Source organism: Zoogloea sp., from assembly GCF_041908905.1.
Taxonomy (GTDB): domain Bacteria; phylum Pseudomonadota; class Gammaproteobacteria; order Burkholderiales; family Rhodocyclaceae; genus Zoogloea.
The window spans coordinates 20166-36446 of the sequence record NZ_JAYREK010000026.1 but is presented as its reverse complement, the minus strand read 5'-3'; the positions used below and the strand labels follow the sequence as shown (position 1 = coordinate 36446).

15 protein-coding genes and 4 tRNA genes are annotated in these 16281 nt (G+C 69.8%); 13 read left to right on the top strand and 6 right to left on the bottom strand.

Going from position 1 to position 16281, the window contains the following annotated elements:
- The first annotated feature begins 10 nt into the window (after positions 1-10).
- The 7 genes from ACE3OU_RS13570 to ACE3OU_RS13540 all read left to right on the top strand — a co-directional run bounded on the left by ACE3OU_RS13570 (position 11) and on the right by ACE3OU_RS13540 (position 5611).
- Complete coding sequence (locus ACE3OU_RS13570; RefSeq protein ID WP_374242085.1) at positions 11-700, top strand: hypothetical protein; 690 nt, start codon at positions 11-13, stop codon at positions 698-700.
- Between the two features lie 20 nt (positions 701-720).
- Positions 721-948 carry a hypothetical protein gene (locus ACE3OU_RS13565; RefSeq protein ID WP_374242084.1) on the top strand — a complete coding sequence of 76 codons (228 nt, stop codon included), beginning with the start codon at positions 721-723 and terminating at the stop codon, positions 946-948.
- Positions 945-1340, top strand: a complete 396-nt coding sequence (locus ACE3OU_RS13560) for a thioredoxin domain-containing protein (RefSeq protein ID WP_374242083.1) — start codon at positions 945-947, stop codon at positions 1338-1340. Before ACE3OU_RS13565 ends, ACE3OU_RS13560 begins: the two co-directional genes overlap by 4 nt.
- A 33-nt stretch (positions 1341-1373) precedes the next feature.
- Positions 1374-1784 (top strand): HIT family protein, encoded by a 411-nt coding sequence (locus tag ACE3OU_RS13555; protein ID WP_374242082.1) that lies wholly within the window; start codon positions 1374-1376, stop codon positions 1782-1784.
- A 9-nt stretch (positions 1785-1793) separates the two neighbouring features.
- Positions 1794-3314 (top strand): cyclic nucleotide-binding domain-containing protein, encoded by a 1521-nt coding sequence (locus ACE3OU_RS13550; RefSeq protein WP_374242081.1) that lies wholly within the window; start codon positions 1794-1796, stop codon positions 3312-3314.
- A gap of 103 nt (positions 3315-3417) precedes the next feature.
- Positions 3418-4440: a class I SAM-dependent rRNA methyltransferase gene (locus ACE3OU_RS13545; RefSeq protein WP_374242080.1), complete on the top strand. Its 1023-nt coding sequence runs from the start codon at positions 3418-3420 to the stop codon at positions 4438-4440.
- A gap of 271 nt (positions 4441-4711) precedes the next feature.
- Entirely contained in the window at positions 4712-5611 is a 900-nt protein-coding gene (locus ACE3OU_RS13540; RefSeq protein WP_374242079.1) for a PEP-CTERM sorting domain-containing protein, read from the top strand.
- A 19-nt stretch (positions 5612-5630) separates the two neighbouring features.
- Here ACE3OU_RS13540 and ylqF read toward each other — a convergent pair whose 3' ends face one another.
- Positions 5631-6575, bottom strand: a complete 945-nt coding sequence (gene ylqF / locus ACE3OU_RS13535) for a ribosome biogenesis GTPase YlqF (protein ID WP_374242078.1) — start codon at positions 6573-6575, stop codon at positions 5631-5633.
- 83 nt (positions 6576-6658) lie between these two features.
- On the opposite strand from ylqF, the gene ACE3OU_RS13530 reads away from it, so the two are divergent.
- From ACE3OU_RS13530 to ACE3OU_RS13520, 3 genes are read left to right on the top strand one after another with little or no spacing between them, the layout of a single operon-like run.
- The gene (locus ACE3OU_RS13530) at positions 6659-7243 is read left to right on the top strand and encodes a DUF1415 domain-containing protein (protein WP_374242077.1); all 585 of its coding nucleotides are present in this window, start codon (positions 6659-6661) and stop codon (positions 7241-7243) included.
- On the top strand, positions 7230-8096 hold the full coding sequence (locus ACE3OU_RS13525; protein ID WP_374242076.1) for an SAM-dependent methyltransferase: 867 nt from the start codon (positions 7230-7232) through the stop codon (positions 8094-8096). The genes ACE3OU_RS13530 and ACE3OU_RS13525 overlap by 14 nt, the downstream gene beginning before the upstream one ends.
- Positions 8090-8713: a hypothetical protein gene (locus ACE3OU_RS13520; protein ID WP_374242075.1), complete on the top strand. Its 624-nt coding sequence runs from the start codon at positions 8090-8092 to the stop codon at positions 8711-8713. The genes ACE3OU_RS13525 and ACE3OU_RS13520 overlap by 7 nt, the downstream gene beginning before the upstream one ends.
- A 10-nt stretch (positions 8714-8723) precedes the next feature.
- Here the strand turns inward: ACE3OU_RS13520 and ACE3OU_RS13515 are convergent, their stop codons facing one another.
- Positions 8724-9224, bottom strand: a complete 501-nt coding sequence (locus ACE3OU_RS13515; RefSeq protein ID WP_374242074.1) for a DUF4124 domain-containing protein — start codon at positions 9222-9224, stop codon at positions 8724-8726.
- Positions 9225-9541: 317 nt separating this feature from the next.
- Between ACE3OU_RS13515 and ACE3OU_RS13510 the strand changes: the two genes are divergently transcribed.
- Positions 9542-9688 carry a hypothetical protein gene (locus ACE3OU_RS13510; RefSeq protein WP_374242073.1) on the top strand — a complete coding sequence of 49 codons (147 nt, stop codon included), beginning with the start codon at positions 9542-9544 and terminating at the stop codon, positions 9686-9688.
- A 122-nt stretch (positions 9689-9810) separates the two neighbouring features.
- Here ACE3OU_RS13510 and ACE3OU_RS13505 read toward each other — a convergent pair.
- From ACE3OU_RS13505 to ACE3OU_RS13490, 4 genes are all read right to left on the bottom strand, one after another.
- Positions 9811-9886 (bottom strand) — tRNA-His (locus ACE3OU_RS13505).
- A 57-nt stretch (positions 9887-9943) separates the two neighbouring features.
- Positions 9944-10019 (bottom strand) — tRNA-His (locus tag ACE3OU_RS13500).
- A 47-nt stretch (positions 10020-10066) separates the two neighbouring features.
- A tRNA-Arg gene (locus ACE3OU_RS13495) sits at positions 10067-10140 on the bottom strand.
- A gap of 31 nt (positions 10141-10171) precedes the next feature.
- Positions 10172-10248, bottom strand: a tRNA-Pro gene (locus ACE3OU_RS13490).
- Positions 10249-10456: 208 nt separating this feature from the next.
- Between ACE3OU_RS13490 and ACE3OU_RS13485 the strand changes: the two genes are divergently transcribed.
- On the top strand, positions 10457-13279 hold the full coding sequence (locus ACE3OU_RS13485; RefSeq protein ID WP_374242072.1) for a PAS domain S-box protein: 2823 nt from the start codon (positions 10457-10459) through the stop codon (positions 13277-13279).
- Between the two features lie 250 nt (positions 13280-13529).
- Positions 13530-16220, top strand: coding sequence for a GNAT family N-acetyltransferase (locus ACE3OU_RS13480; protein ID WP_374242071.1), 2691 nt, complete (start codon positions 13530-13532; stop codon positions 16218-16220).
- Positions 16221-16281: the final 61 nt, after the last annotated feature.

Here is a 16281-nt window from a genome sequence, read left to right as displayed (position 1 = left end):
GTCCCCGCCCATGAAGCTCACCGTCGCCATCATCGTCGCCGCCCTCGCCGTGCTGCTCGGCCCGGTGGTCTGGCAGTTCGCCACCTACAAGCCCCAGAGCGTGCCCAGCAGCGGCCTGCCCTGGCAGATCGAGACCCTGCCCGGCGGCGAGGCGCAGGTCTTCGGCCTGACCCTCGGCCGGAGCACCCTCGCCGACGCCCGCGCCCGCTTCGGTACCGAGATGCAGCTCGCGGTGATCGCCGAGCCCGGCGAGGATGGCAACGTCGAGGGCTACTACGAGAGCGTCACCGCCGGCTTCGTGGCCGGCAAGCTGATCGTCACCGCCGAGCTGTCGCCGGAGCTCATCGCCGGCATGCGCGAGCGGGCCCCCAAGACCCAGTACATGCAGAGCACCACCCGGCGGGCCACCCTCGCCCCGACCGACGAGGCCGCCGCCCTCGCCGCGCCGATCCGCGGCCTGGCCTTCATCCCCGGCGCCCAGCTCGACGAGGCGGTGATCCTCGAACGCTTCGGCCAGCCCGCCGAGCGCATCCGGGTCAACGCGCACCAGGAACACCTGCTCTACCCGGCCAAGGGCCTCGACCTCGTGCTCGACAGCAAGGGCCGCGAGCTGCTGCAGTACGTGGCGCCGGCCCGCTTCGAGGCGCTGCGCGCGCCGCTCCTGGCCCAGGCCGCCGGCGGCAAACCCGACAAGCCCTGAGGCCGGCCGGGGTCTGAAGCGTGGCCAGCCAGCCCGTCGAACGCCGCCGCTGCCTCAGCTGCAACCGCTGGGGCGGCGCGCGCAGCCCCGGCCCCGAACCCGAGACTGTGTCCTACGACGAAGACAACGACCGCGGCGACTGCCAGGACGGCCCCTGGCACGGCACCAGCCGGCGCGGCCCACGCAACGCCTGCGGCCAGTGGATACGCTGGGCCGCCCTCGGCCCCGCCCCCGACGAGACGCCATGAGCACCACCCAGCCCGAATTCCTCGTCGCCTGCCTGTGCGCCGCCTGGTGCGGCACCTGCCGCGACTACCGCGCCGGCTTCGAAGCCTTGGCCGCCCGCTTTCCCGAGGCCCGCTTCCTGTGGCTGGACGTGGAGGACGACGCCGACCTCCTCGACGACTACGACGTCGACAACTTCCCCACCCTTCTCATCCAGCGCCACGAGGCGGTGCTCTTCTTCGGCACCATGCTGCCCCACCACGACCTGCTCCAGCGCACCCTCGAAAGCTTCCACGCCCAGAGCCCCGACGAGAGCACCCGCTACGCCCACGCCGACAGCCTGCGCCGCAGCTGGCAGAATGAGCGCAACCTGCGCCGCGCGCTGGCCGAACGCGACGGGCCGGGCGCCCGCTGAACTCCCACAAAAACCACACCACCGGAGACACCCATGGACGACTGCATCTTCTGCCGCCTCGTGCGCGGCGAGCTGCCCATCTCGAAGATCCACGAAGACGAGCACACCCTGTCCTTCCTCAACATCGTGGCCGCCCACCCGGGCCACGGGCTGGTGATCGTCAAGCCCCACGTCGAGAACATCTACGACCTCGACGACACCCTCGCCGCAGCGGTGTTCCAGGCCACCACCCGGCTGGCGCGGGCCGTCAAGGCCGCCACCGGCTGTGACGGCGTGACCCTCTTCCAGGCCAACGAAGCCGCCGGCGGGCAGACCGTCTTCCATTTCCACATCCACGTGCTGCCGCGCTACAAGGGCGACGAACTGCTGCCCTTCTGGCCCGCCACCGCCCCGACCCGCGAGGCCCTCGACGAGATGGCCGCCCGCCTGCGCGACGCCCTCTGAGCGCGCTCCATGCCCCTGCCCTACCTCAGCGCGGAAGCGCCCTTCGCGATCCTGCTGATGCTCGCCGCGGCGGCGGTGATCTTCAGGCCGCTGCGTGCCTGGCGCCGCTCGCTGGTGAACACCGGCGTGTTCTTCGCCGCCTGCCTCGCCGGCGACCTGCTGGCCGGCCTGCTCGATGGCCTGCTGGCGCCCACCGCGCTGCGCTGGCTGCGCGAGCTGGCGGTGTTCGGCGAGGGCCTGGCGGTGATCCGCTACGTCGGGCTGGCGCTCTTCGACGTGGTGCTGCCGCAGCTGCGCATGCACATCTCGGGCATCCTCGCCGACATCCTGGTGATCGTCGGCTACATCGCCTGGGCCTTCCTGCGCCTCAACCTGGCCGGGGTCGAGTTCACCCACCTGTTCGCCACCTCGGCGGTGCTCACCGCGGTGCTCGCCATCTCGATGCAGGACACCCTCGGCAACCTGCTGGGCGGCCTCGCGCTGCAGATGGACAACTCCCTCGAGATCGGCGACTGGATCGAGATCGGCGACGTGTCGGGCAAGGTCAGCGACATCCAGTGGCGCTACACCGCCATCGTCACCCGCAACGGCGAGCGGGTGGTGATCCCCAACAGCCACCTCATGAAGAACCGCTACACCGTGGTGTGCAGCCCGCGCCAGGCGGTGCCCCAGCAGCGCCGGCTGATCGACTTCAACGTCGACCTCTCGGTGCCGCCGGCGCGGGTCGTCCGGGCCGTGCTCGACGACATCCAGACCGCCCGCATCGCCAACGTCAGCCTCACCCCGGCGCCCCTGTGCCTGCTGCAGTCCTTCGGTGACGGCTACGCCTGCTACCAGCTGCGCTACTGGCTGATCGACCCCGGCCCCGACGAGATCACCGACTCCGACGTGCGCCACCACGTCCTCGCCTCGCTGCAGCGCGAAGGCATCCGCCTCGCCGTGGGCGACCAGACCATCCACCTGGTCCAGGAGAACAAGGCCCACCGCGAGGAAGTCCGCAGCCGCGAGCTCAAGCGGCGGCTCACCGCGATCCAGCGCATCGACCTGTTCTCCCGGCTCTCCGAAGCCGAGCAGGAAGACCTCGCCCACCGCCTCGTCAACGCCCCCTTCGCCCGGGGCGACGTGCTGTTCCGCCAGGGCGACGTGGCCCACTGGCTGTACATCATCGCCAGCGGCGAGGCCGAAGCCTGGTGGACGCCCCCCGACGGCGGCCCGCAGCGCCTCATCGACACCCGCGGCCCCGGCAACGTGTTCGGCGAACTCGGCCTGATGACCGGCGCGCCGCGGCGCTCCACCGTCGTCGCCATCACCGACGTGGAAGCCTACCGCCTCGACAAGGCCAGCCTCGAACACATCCTGCGCGCCCGCCCCGAGCTGGCCGAGGGCATCTCGGTGATCCTCGAACAACGCCGCAGCCGCTTTGCCGCCCTCGAGCAGGGCCACGCCAACGGGAGCCTCGGCCCGCGCAGCGCCACCCGTGTCGACGCCAGCGCCATCCGCAAGAAGATCCGCGATTTTTTCGGGCTGTAGTCGATCCCCACGGGCGCCGGCCGGCCAGCGCCCCGACTTCCGCCCCGTCAGCCCTCTCCGCGCGCCCCGCCAGGCCGGGCGCGCTCCACCTCCGGACCGCCCCATGCACGACACCACCTCCCTGCTTCCCGCCCTCGAAGCCGCCCTCGAAGCCCGCCGCGCGCTCATCACCCGCCTCGCCGCCGAGCAGACCGACGCCTACCGCCTCTTCCATGGCACCGTCGAAGGCCACTCCGGCCTCACCGTCGACCGCTATGGCAGCCTGCTGCTGGCCCAGAGCTTCCACACCCCCCTCGACCCGGCCCAGCTCGCCGCGCTGCGCGACTTCTACGCCGGCGCGCTGCCCGGGCTCGACCTGGTCTACAACGACCGCAGCACCTCCAACTCCCGCATCGCCAACCCGCTGCCCGCCAACGAGCAGGAGAAGGCCGAGCGCCGCCGGGAGTTCTCGGAGATGGGCGTCAAGTACTGGGTCCAGGCCCGCCACCCGGGGCAGGACCCGTGGCTGTTCCTCGACCTGCGCGCCGCCCGCCGCCGCATCATGGCCGAAGCGCCGGGCAAGTCGCTGCTCAACGTCTTCGCCTACACCTGCGGCGTCGGCATCGCCGCGGCCAAGGCCGGCGCGCGGCATGTGGTCAATGTGGACTTCGCCGAATCCAGCCTCGCGGTGGGCAAGGACAACGCCAGGCTCAACGAGCTGCCGATCCGCGTGCGCTTCATCAAGAGCGACGCCTTCGCCGCCCTGCGCCAGTTCTCGGGCATCGGCCAGCCCAGGATGGTGCGCGGCAAGCGCATGCCCCCGTTTCCCGAGCTCGAAAAGCACAGCTTCGACCTGGTCTTCCTCGACCCGCCGCGCTACGCCAAGAGCCCCTTCGGCGTGGTCGACCTGGTCAACGACTACCCGGCCCTCTTCAAGCCGGCCCTCCTCGCCACCGCCGAAGGCGGCACCCTGGTGTGCTGCAACAACGTCGCCCAGGTGAGCCGCGAGGCCTGGGCCGACCAGCTCGAACGCAGCGCGAAGAAGGCCGGCCGGGCCATCCGCGGGATGGAATGGATCACCCCGGAAGAAGACTTCCCCAGCCCCGACGGCAACCCGCCCCTCAAGACCCTGCTGCTGCGGGTGTAAGCCACCCGGCGCGATCTCCGCCGGGCCGGTGTGCCCAACCGCCGGCCCGGGCGGCCATCGCCAGCCAGCCCCTCCCCGCTGGCGGCCTGGACGGGTCGCTGCGGGCAAATATCGCACTTGGCGACGGATAGATCGCCACAATCACCAAAAATATAAATTCTGTAATCTCTGTCACGAGCTCGAACGCCACCTGCGCGTCTAATCGATCGCGTACCGGCAAGCCCTGGCCCCCACCCGGACCGCCGCCGGCCCTCAACGAGGAGACCGTGCCATGACAACAAAGATTACGGCCGTACCCGCCCTGCTCCTGGCCAGCGGGCTGCTCGCCTGCTCCGCCCACGCCGCGCTCCTGCCGGGCTGCCACAGCAGCGACGTCACCATCACCCGCGTCACCCAGTTTCTGGACACCACCGCGGGGGCCACCACGGAAACCATCTACGACGCCACCCTCGCCGGCATGCCGGTGGGCGCCGCCGCCTGCGCGGGAGCCTTTCGCGGCAACGACGGCTTCGAGCCGACGACCAATCTGGGCTACGCCGGTGACGGCCTGCTGAACGGCGGCAGCCAGGTGGCGAGCGGCAGGACGCCCTTCCCCGGCGGCGCCTTCATCGACGCCAGCCACCCGCTGCAGGACCTGGACGGTGACGGCCGCGCCGACGACCCGGGCTGGATCATGCTCGGCAAATATGAAAACGGCCGCTTCACCCCCAGCGCCGTGGGCGGCGACAGTGGCATCGTGCAGGCGTCGTTCTTCAGCGCCACGGAGACCGGCGTCGGCACCGGCACCTGGGCCTTCACGCCGGATGCCACCGTCGCCCAGCGCCTCGGCAGCGCCTTCGGCCGCAACTACTTCGACGCCTTCGCGCTGGTCTTCAAGGCCGGCAACGGCTTTGCCGCCTACGACTTCACGCCCGAACTGTTCGGCGCCGGTGCCCCCGGGCCGGCCGAACCGATCATGAACTGGTACGGCAGCTACGACGTCTCCGACACCCTCCGCGCCGGCGGCAAGGACGGCCTCAAGAACCCGGCCGGCCTGTCCCACATCACCTTGTGGGCGCGGGACCCGGCGCTGCCGCAGCCGACCACCGAGGTGCCCGAACCCGCGGGCCTCGGCCTGGTCGGCATCGCCGCCCTGGCCCTGCTTCGCTCACGCAGGCGCGCGGGCGCCTGAACGGCGCCGGCGCCGGCCTTCACTCGGCCGGCGGCACCTCGTCGGGGGCCGCATCATCCACCTCGCCGGCGGCCTCCGCGGCGGCCCTGGCCGCCATCTCGGCGGCGTGGGCTTCCATCATCGCCTGGCGGGTCGTCGGCGTCTCGAGGCTGACCCGGCCGAGGGCGCCGTCGCGGTAATCCTGCAGCAGCACCAGCGAAGCCTTCTCGATGTCGAGCCCGCCGCCCTTCAGCAGGCAACCGCGCCGCCGCGCGACGGCTTCGACCAGGCCGGGGCCGTCGAGGCCGCTCACGTCGATCTTGTAGCGCGCCGCCACCAGCGCCGGGTAGCGCCCGAGGAGCAGCCCACCGAGGAAGTTGGCCACCGCCTCGTCGATCACCGCGTTGCGGCCGATGGCGTGGCTCGCCGCCAGCATGTATCCGTCGGAATCGTGCTCGATCTTCGGCCACATCATGCCCGGCGTGTCGATCAGGGACGCCGTGGGCGACAGGTCGATGGCCTGCTGGCTCTTGGTGACGGCCGGCTCGTCGCCCACCTTGGCGACGCGCTTCTTGAGCAGCGCGTTCATCAGCGTGGACTTGCCCACGTTGGGGATGCCCATGATCATCATCCGCAGCGGCTTGAGGCGGTCGTTGCGGTGGGGCGCCAGCGGCCGGCACAGGCCGACCACCTTGGCCACGTCGCCGGGCTTCTTGCACGACAGGGCCACCGCGGTGACGCCCTTCTGGGCGTTGTAATAGGCCAGCCACTGGGCCGTGACGGCCGGGTCGGCCAGGTCGGCCTTGTTGAGGATCTTGAGGCAGGGGCGCTGGCGGTGCAGCCGCAGCTCGCGGATCATCGGGTTGCTGCTCGCCTCGGGCAGGCGCGCATCGACCACCTCGATGACGACGTCGATCCTCTCCATGCTCTCCGCCGCCTTCTTGCGGGCAGAGGTCATGTGACCGGGAAACCACTGGATGGACATGGGCGTGCGTTGAATCAATGAAAACCCGCCATTATCAGGGCAAAATGGCAACCCTCGAAGGAATTAGCCGAAAAGGCCCGCCCATGAACCACGAAGAAGTCATCGCCGCCACCCGCGAGTGGATCGAAAAGGCCGTCATCGGCCTCAACCTGTGCCCCTTCGCCAAGTCGGTGTACGTGAAGAACCAGGTCCGCATCGTCGTGAGCGACGCCCGCCACATCGACGGCTTCCTCGAAGATCTCGACCGCGAGCTCGACCACCTGGCCGAGGTCGCCCCCGAGGTCACCGACACCACGCTGCTGATCCACCCCACCCTGTTCCCCGACTTCCTCGACTTCAACGACGTGCACCAGATCGCCGACGAAGCCGTGGCCGAGCACGACCTCGAAGGCGTGATCCAGATCGCCAGCTTCCATCCGCAGTACCAGTTCGAGGGCACCGAGCCGGACGACATCACCAACTACACCAACCGCGCGCCCTTCCCCACCCTGCACCTGATCCGCGAGGAGAGCCTCGACCGGGCCGTCGAGGCCTTCCCCGACGCCGAGATGATCTACGAGCGCAACATGGAAACCCTGCGCAAGCTGGGTCTCGCCGGCTGGCTGGCCCTCGGCCTGCACACCCCCGAAGCCACCCGCAACGCCGGGCAGACCGATGGCCAGGCGTAAGCCCGCGCCCGCTGCCGCCGCGGCCGGCGCCCCGGTCGTCCATCCGGAGTTGCGCCCGGGGCAGTCCGTCGAGCTGCTGAAGGAGCCGCACATCCTCACCCGCGACAGCCAGCTCAACCAGGACAGCCGGCGCAAGCTCAAGCAGGTCTATCACCTCTACCAGTTCATCGAGCCGCTGCTCGCCGAGGTGCTCGCCGCCCGCGGCGACGTCAGCCTGGCCGACCACGGCGCCGGCAAATCCTACCTGGGCTTCATCCTCTACGACCTGTTCCTGAAGGCGCGGGAGGTCGGCACCGTGTATGGCATCGAGACGCGCCGCGAGCTGGTCGAGCACTCCCGCGAGCTGGCCGGCCGGCTGGGCTTCGGGCGGATGAACTTCCTCGACCTGTCGGTGGAGGAATCCACCCGCTCCGAGGCCCTGCCCGAGCGCATCGACGTGGTCACCGCGCTGCACGCCTGCAACACCGCCACCGACGACGCCATCCAGTTTGCGCTGGCCAAGCAGGCGAAGTTCGTGGTGCTGGTACCCTGCTGTCAGGCCGAGGTCGCCAGCGTGCTGCGCAAGAACAAGAACGCCAGCTTCGGCCTCACCCCGCTCTCCGAGATCTGGCGCCACCCCATCCACACCCGGGAGTTCGGCAGCCAGCTCACCAACGCCCTGCGCTGCCTGCAGCTCGAAGCCCACGGCTACCAGCTCACCGTGACCGAGCTGGTGGGCTGGGAGCACTCGATGAAGAACGAGCTGATCATCGCCCGCCACACCGGCGCGCCGCGCAAGAACGCCATGGAGCGCATCGAGGCGATCCTGTCCGAACTCAACCTCACCGAACTGCGGAGCCGCTTCGCGTGCTGAGCACCGGCCTCACCGCCACCGCCCTCGGGCTGCTGGCCCTCGCCCCGCGCCTGCCCCGGCTCGCCCGCCGCTACGACAGCGCGGCGCTGGCGCCCATAGAGGGCACCCCCGCCGAGACCGCCGACCCGCGCCTGCTGCAGCGCCTCGCCACCTGGGCAGCCGAGGGCGCCGGCCATGGCGCGACCCTGCTGCCCTGGTCGCGGCCGGCGCTGCCGGTTCCCCTGGCGATCGCCGCCACGGCGGCCGGCAATGCCCCGGCCGTGCGCCACTTCGGCCATCAGCTGGCCGGCTACCACCAGCTCACCCGGCGCAGCCGCGTGGGCGGCATCCTCTACCGGGTCGGCGTGCAACTGCGTCCGCTGGCGTGGTTCCTGCGCCGCCGCCCCGACGAACCCTGGGACGACGCCTGGCTCACCGACCTCGACGCTGGCCGGCTGGCCGCCCTGGCACGCTGGCTGCCGCGCCGCCCGACCCTGATCGTGCTGGAGGGCCACGCCGCGACCAACGCCGGCACAGTGGCCAAGGCCCTCGACCACGCTGCCCGCAACGGCGATCAGCCGGTGCGGCTGCTCATCCTCGGCCCCGGGCCGGCCGGACTCGCCGCGACGCCGCTGTAAGCGCCGCCGCTCAGCGGAAAGGGGGATAGGCGTTCATCTGCGACGAGCGGCTCGGGTCCGCCGGCCTGGTCGGCTGCGGGGGCGGTGGAGCCGGACGCGGGTGGTAGGGCACCAGCGGCCCGGGGCGAATGACCAGCACCCGCTCGGCCTGCTCCTGCTCGGCCCGCCGCTGGGCCTCCCGCTGGGCGCGGCGCTGCTGCTCGGCCTCGGCGGCCTGCTCGATCTCCTGGCGCCGGCGCCGCTCCGCCGCCTCGCTGGCCTGGCGACCCTCGATGCGGTTCACGTCCTGCACCATCTGTTCGGCCCGCCGGCGCGCCTCGAGCTGGTCCTGCACGCTGGGCGGCGGCAGCGTATCGACCTTCGAGCCCTGGCTGCCCGCCCCGCAAGGGCCGTCGGTGTAGGTCACCCGCCCATCGGCGCCCACGCACTTGTTGACCGCCCAGGCCTGCCCGACCATCACCGCCAGGCACAGGCCCGCCAGCAGTCGGCCGCCCCCACGCGTCACGCGCATTCCTCCTCCCACCGGGTTGCCCCCGAAAAACTCGATCCGCTCCAAAGCTTAGGCCGCGCCTGCGCAAAATGCGAGCGCCTCCCGCCCGGCACACGGGCGCACCACGGGTCTGAAGTGTTGTATTTGAGCAGCATCAGAGTGTGAATTTGTGCACTTTTCACAACGATAAAACCAGCAGGCGCTCCATGGCGCGCTAATCTGGAATCAATGATCCGGGCACGCCCACGCGGGCACGCCCGGAGCTTACGACGAAGCCCCAGGCCCCTGCCCTCGCGCACCGGCTTCGCGCATCGCCCAACTCCACTCCGGAGAAGATCATGTTGACGACCAAACCGATTCTCGACACCACCGACTACCTCCTCAAGGCCCAGACCCTCCCCCTCGAAATGGCAAGCTACGCAGCAACCATCTGGTTTGCGTGGATGCTCAAACCCTGGTCGGGAGTCGGATCGGATCAGAAATGAAGCCTGCCCACCGGCCGTGACAGCGGCCGGCTGGGTAACGCCCCCAGCCAACGCCGTTGTTACGGCGGGCGGACGTCAAAAAGCAGAAAGCCCTGACATGTCAGGGCTTTCTGCTTGGGTCTTGGGGCGACATACCGGGATCGAACCGGTGACACCTGGAATCACAATCCAGTGCTCTACCAACTGAGCTAATGCCGCCATCGGCGTGGCGGGTAAATCCCACCGCGATACTGCAAAACAAAACCGCAAAACTTTTGGGGCGACATACCGGGATCGAACCGGTGACACCTGGAATCACAATCCAGTGCTCTACCAACTGAGCTAATGCCGCCACTGAAGGCCATCGGCTTGCGCCGCCAGCCAGAAACTTTTCAAGAGCCTGCCCGACAGGAATCGAACCTGTAACCCCCGGCTTAGAAGGCCGGTGCTCTATCCAGTTGAGCTACGGGCAGATCGATCGCCGCGGGCGCCGGAGCGAAGCTTTGGTCGGGGTGGAGAGATTCGAACTCCCGACATCTTGCTCCCAAAGCAAGCGCGCTACCGGACTGCGCTACACCCCGAGAGGCGCGAATGATACAGAGCCTCCCCACGGCCGTCAAACATCTTTGAAACTTTTTCCGGGGCCTGCACATGACACCCGCGCGCCGCAAATTTTGCGCGCATTCGTGTCATGTCGCATGGAAGCGGCGAATTTATGACGTCACACGGCGAGCTCAACCCGGATAATATCGCGCGATGCCCGACCGACCGACCGCCCCCCGTGCCCTGATGGCTCCCCTGCACCTCCTGCTCACCGGCGGTGGTCTCTTCGCGCCCGCCGCGATGGCCGCCGAGATCGCGGGCAGCGGCGGGGTTTCGACGCTGCCGGGGCTGCTGCTGGCCGGCGGCGGCGTGGCGGCGGGCCTGCTCGCCAGCCGCCTGTTGGGGCGCAAGCCCGCCCCGCTTCCTGCGGCACCGTCCCCCGAGCAGCCCGCCCCGCCGTGGCTGGACTTCATCGAACTCACCGGCGACTGGCTGTGGGAGACCGATGCCGAGCACCGCTTCGTCGCCATCCCCGGCGCAGCGCCGGCGCCGAGCATCGCCCCCGCCGACGCCCTCGGGCGCGACTGGGAAGAAGTCATCATGCCCGACGTGCCACCCGACTTCGCCCAGGCCCACCGGGACACCCTCGCCCGCCACGGCCCGGTGGCGGTCACCCTCACCCGCCGCAGCCCGAGCGGCGAGTTGCGCTACCTCGAGCTGCGCGGCCGCCCCGTCTTCGATGCGGGCGGGCAGTTCCAGGGCTACCGCGGCATCGGCCGCGAGATCACCGACGAAGCCCGCCTGAAGGCCGAACTCGAACGCACCGAGGAGCGCATCCACGCCCTGATCGCCTACAGCACCGACGGCTACTGGGAACAGGACGCCGACCTCCGCTACACCGCGATCGCCGCCAGCTCCGGGCACCTCGCCGACCTCGGCGCCGAGGACGCCATCGGCACGCGGCGCTGGGAGCTGCCGGGCGAGTCCCCCAACGAAGCGCCGTGGGCCGAGCACATCGCCCTCCTCAAGCAGATCGAGCCCTTCTCGAACCTGGTGTTCTGCCGCCGCGACCCGGCCGGCCGGACGATCTGGCTATCGGAGAGCGGCATCCCGGTGTTCGACCGCAACGGCGTGTTCGCCGGCTACTGCGGCACCACCCGCAACATCACCGCCGAGGTGGAGGCCCGCGACCAGCTGCAGGAAAACGAAGCCCTCTTCCGCGCCCTCTTTGCCGGCGCGCCGGCCTGTGTCGGGCGCATCTCCGCCGACGGCCGCTGGCTCGAGGTGAACGACGCCCTCGCCAACCTGCTCGGACGCTCCGCCGACGCGATCACCGGCCAGCCGGTGGACGGCTTCCTCGAACCCGAAGACGCCGCCAGCGGCCAGACCCTGCGCGGGCGCTGCCTGGCCGGCGAGACCCGCCACTTCGCCCGCGAAGCCCGCTACCACCGCGCCGACGGCCAGACCCTGTGGTGCCGCGAGTCGGCCCGGCTGATCCTCGGTGACGACGACAGCCCGCCCTTCTTCGCGGTCGCCATCGAGGACATCTCGACCCTGCGCAAGAGCCTCGACACCCGGCGCGCCGGCGAGGAGCGCTACCGCCTGCTCTTCGAGCTGTCCCCCGAGGCGACCCTGGTGTGCATCGACGGGCGCATCCACCTCACCAACGAGGCCAGCCGCCGCCTGTTCGGCGCCAGCGACCGGCGCGCCCTCGACGGTGTCGAGATGCTGTCCCTGGTGCACCCCGACGACCGGGCCCTGGAGGCCGCCCGCCTGCAGGAATTCGCCGAGAGCCTGCAGGCCATCCTGCAGCCGCTGCCCCTGCGCTACCAGCGCCTCGACGGCGAGCCGATCAACGCCGAGGCCACCGGCGTGCACATCCACTTCGACGGCCAGCCGGCGATGCTCTACGTGATGCGCGACGTGGCCCGCTGGCTGTCGGCCGAGCAGGTGCTGCGGGAGAGCCGCGCGATGTATCGGGACGTGGTCGAGTCGGTCAACGAGATCCTCTTCCAGACCGACGCCGACGGGCGCCTCACCTTCCTCAACCGCGCCTGGGGGCACACCACCGGCTTCGATACCCGCCTGAGCATCGGGCAGAGCCTGCTCGAGTTCGTCTCCGACGAAGACCGCATCCGCGTCGAGCAGCGGCTGCGCGGCATCCGCGAGGGCTACGCCGACATCGTCCAGTTCGAGTTCCGCCTGCGCACCCACTCCGACGGGCCGCGCTGGGTCGAGGCCACCATCCGCCCCCTGCGCGACACCTACGACCAGGTGGTGGGCAGCTCCGGCACCCTCGACGACATCACCGCCCGCAAGGAGGCCGAGCAGTCCCAGCGCGACCTCAACCGCGAGCTCGAAGCCCGGGTGCGGGTGCGCACCGCCGAGCTCGAAGCCTCCAACCGGGAGCTCGAGGCCTTCTCCTACTCGGTCTCCCACGACCTGCGCGCCCCGCTGCGGGCGATCGACGGCTTCGCCCAGATCGTCGCCGAAGACTACGCCCCGCGCCTCGACGAGACCGGCCGCGAATACCTGCAGCGCATCCGCGTCGCCACCCAGCGCATGGCCCGCCTGATCGACGACCTGATCGACCTGGCCCGGCTGACCCGCCAGACCATGAAGCGCGAGGAGGTCAACCTCAGCCAGATCGCCGAGCAGATCCTCACCGAGCTGCGCCAGGAAGACCCGGGCCGGCAGATCGAGATCCACGTCGAGCCCGGCCTGATGGCCGCCGCCGACCGGGCGCTGATCCGCGTGGCCCTGGAGAACCTGCTGCGCAACGCCTGGAAGTTCACCAGCCGCCGCGAGATGGCGCAGATCCGCTTCCACGCCGAGATGCGCGAGGGGCAGATCGTTTATTGCGTCACCGACAACGGCGCCGGCTTCGACATGAGCTTCGCCTCCAAGCTGTTCCTGCCCTTCCACCGGCTGCACGGCATCAGCGAGTTCGCCGGCACCGGCATCGGTCTCGCCACCGTCCAGCGCGTCATCCAGCGCCACGAGGGCCGGGTGTGGGCCGAGTCCGCCCCCGAGAAGGGCGCCAGCTTCTTCTTCACCCTCAGCCACTGAGCATCGCAGGCCGCCGCCCGGCCTCCGAAGGTGTCGTGCTCCGGACGACCTCGCCGCTCCGCCCAAGGCGCTGAATCCGCAGGGTTTGATCTAGGTCATAAGCCGTGTTGTGCGACGCAATAATTGCGTACTTCTACTCATGCCATGGCAGGGGAACGCGGGGTAAAATTCAAACCCACATTGCACGCAGGCTTAAGCGCGGCCGGAACCGGCCGTTAGGCATGAGAATCGCATCCACCGGGCAGCCATCATGAACGAACAGCACTATCTCACCCCCCTCTTCGAGCCCCGCTCCGTCGCCGTGATCGGTGCCACCGAACGCGAGAGATCGCTGGGCTCCGTCGTCGTCCGCAACATGCTGGAAGCCGGCTTCAAGGGCAAGCTGTTCGCCGTCAACCCCAAATACGAGCAGGTGTTCGGCGTCCCCTGCTACCGCAGTGTCGAGGACATCCCCCACCGCCTCGACCTCGCCATCATCACCACCAAGGCCGACCGCGTCCCGGCCATCGTCGATGCCTGCGGCCGCGCCGGCACCAAGGCCGTGGTGATCATCACCGCCGGCTTCTCCGACGCCGGCCCCCGCGGCCGCATGCTCGAGAAGAACACCTACGAGAACGCCCGCCGCCACCGCATCCGCGTGCTCGGTCCCAACAGCCTCGGCGTGCTGCGCCCCGAGCTCGGCCTCAACGCCAGCTTCGCCCACGGTGGCGCCGGCAAGGGCTCGATCGGCTTCATCTCCCAGTCCGGCGCCCTGTGCTCGGCGATCCTCGACTGGGCCAAACCCAACAACGTCGGCTTCTCGTCGGTGATCTCCCTGGGCACCTCGGTGGACATCGACTTCGGCGAAGTCCTCGAATACATGGTGTCGGACTCCCGCACCGAGAGCATCTTCCTGTACGTCGAGGGCATCAAGGACGCCCGCCGCTTCGTCAGCGCGCTGCGTGCCGCTGCCCGCGTCAAGCCGGTGCTGCTGATCAAGGTCGGCCGCCACCCGGTCGGCTCCCGCGCCGCCCAGCTGCACTCCGGCGCGATGGTCGGCGAGGACACGGTCTTCGACGCCGCCCTGCGCCGCGCCGGCGTGATCCGCCTCTACAACCTCGGCCAGCTGTTCGCCGCCGCCAACGCCCTGTTCTCCCACTTCCGCCCCCGCGGCAACCACCTGGCGATCATCACCAACGGCGGCGGGCCGGGCGTGATGGCCGCCGACCGCGCCGCCGACCTGCGCATCCCGCTGGCCAAGCTCAGCGACGCGACGGTCGCCAAGCTCAACGAGTTCCTGCCGGTCAACTGGTCCCACGGCAACCCCATCGACATCATCGGCGACGCCGACGCCGAGCGCTACCGCAAGACCCTCGAGGTCGTGCTGGCCGACGAGAACGTCGAGGGCGTGCTCACCATGCTGTGCCCTCAGGCCATGAGCTCCGCCACCGAGGTCGCCCAGCAGGTCATCGAGATCGAGCGCAACGCCGACAAGCCGCTGTTTACCTGCTGGATGGGCGAGGAGCAGGTCCGCGAAGGGCGCGAGCTCTTCGAGAAGGCCGGCATCCCCACCTTCGGCACCCCCGAGCCGGCGGTCGAGCTGTTCGGCCACATCTCGGCCTACTACCGCAACCAGAAGCTGCTGGTGCAGACGCCCTCGTCCCTGTCGTCCGATCTCAACCCGCCCTCCGTCGAGAGCGCCCGGCTGGTCATCGAGACGGCCCTCTCCGAGCGGCGCAAGAACCTCAACGAGATGGAGTCCAAGGCCCTGCTGGCGGCCTTCCGGATCCCCATCGCCCAGACCGTCGTGGCCCGCTCGGCCACCGAGGCCATGGTGCTCGCCGAGGAGCTCGGCCTGCCGGTGGCCATGAAGATCGACTCGCCCTCGATCACCCACAAGGCCGACACCGGCGGCGTGCGCCTCAACCTCAACGGCCTCGCCGCGGTGCGCAGTGCCTACCAGGAAATCCTGGAGGACGTGAAGCGCAAGCGCCCCGACGCCACCATCAACGGCGTCGCCATCGAGCCGATGATCATCAAGCCCTACGGCCGCGAGCTGATGGTCGGCGCCGTGCGCGACCCGATCTTCGGGCCGGTGATCACCTTCGGCGAGGGCGGCGCCCACGTCGAGATCCAGGCCGACCGCGCCGTCGCCCTGCCGCCCCTCAACAACTACCTGGTGCAGGATCTCATCAAGTCCACCCGCATCGCGACCCTCCTCGGCGAGTACCGCAACATGCCGCCGATCAACATGGAGTCCCTCGAGTTCGTGCTGCTGCGGATCTCCGAGATGGTCTGCGAGCTGCCCTGGATCCGCGAGATCGACATCAACCCGCTGATCGTCGACGAGAACGGCGCGGTGGCCGTCGATGCCCGCATCACCGTCGACAACATCGCCCCGACGGCGGACCGCTACGACCACATGGCGATCCACCCCTACCCGTCGCACCTCATCACCAAGCTGTCGATGCCCGAGGGCGAGATCACCGTGCGGCCGATCAAGCCCGAGGACGCCGAGCTCGAGATCGAGTTCGTCCGCAAGCTCTCGCCCGAGACCAAGTACCTGCGCTTCATGAACACCATGCGCGAGCTGCCGCCCGCGATGGTTGCCCGCCTCACCCAGATCGACTACGACCGCGAGATGGCCTTCGTCGCCATCATCCCCGACGAAAACGGCAACGAAGTCGAGATCGGCGTCTGCCGCTACGCGGTCAACCCCGACGGCGAGACCTGCGAGTTCGCCATCGTGGTGGCCGAGGACTGGCAGCACCGCGGCCTCGCCCGACGGCTGATGGGCGTGCTCATCGAGACCGCCCGCAACCGCGGCCTGCAGGCCATGACCGGGATCTTCCTGTCGAACAACGACCGCATGCTGAAGTTCGTCAGCAGCCTCGGCTTCGTGCTCACCAACGACCCGGAAGACAACACCATCAAGCACGGCGTGCTGCCGCTGCAGGGCTGAGCCGACGGGGGCCTCCGGGCCCCGCCGCTACCGCACACCAACCAGGGCGCGCCGGGAATAC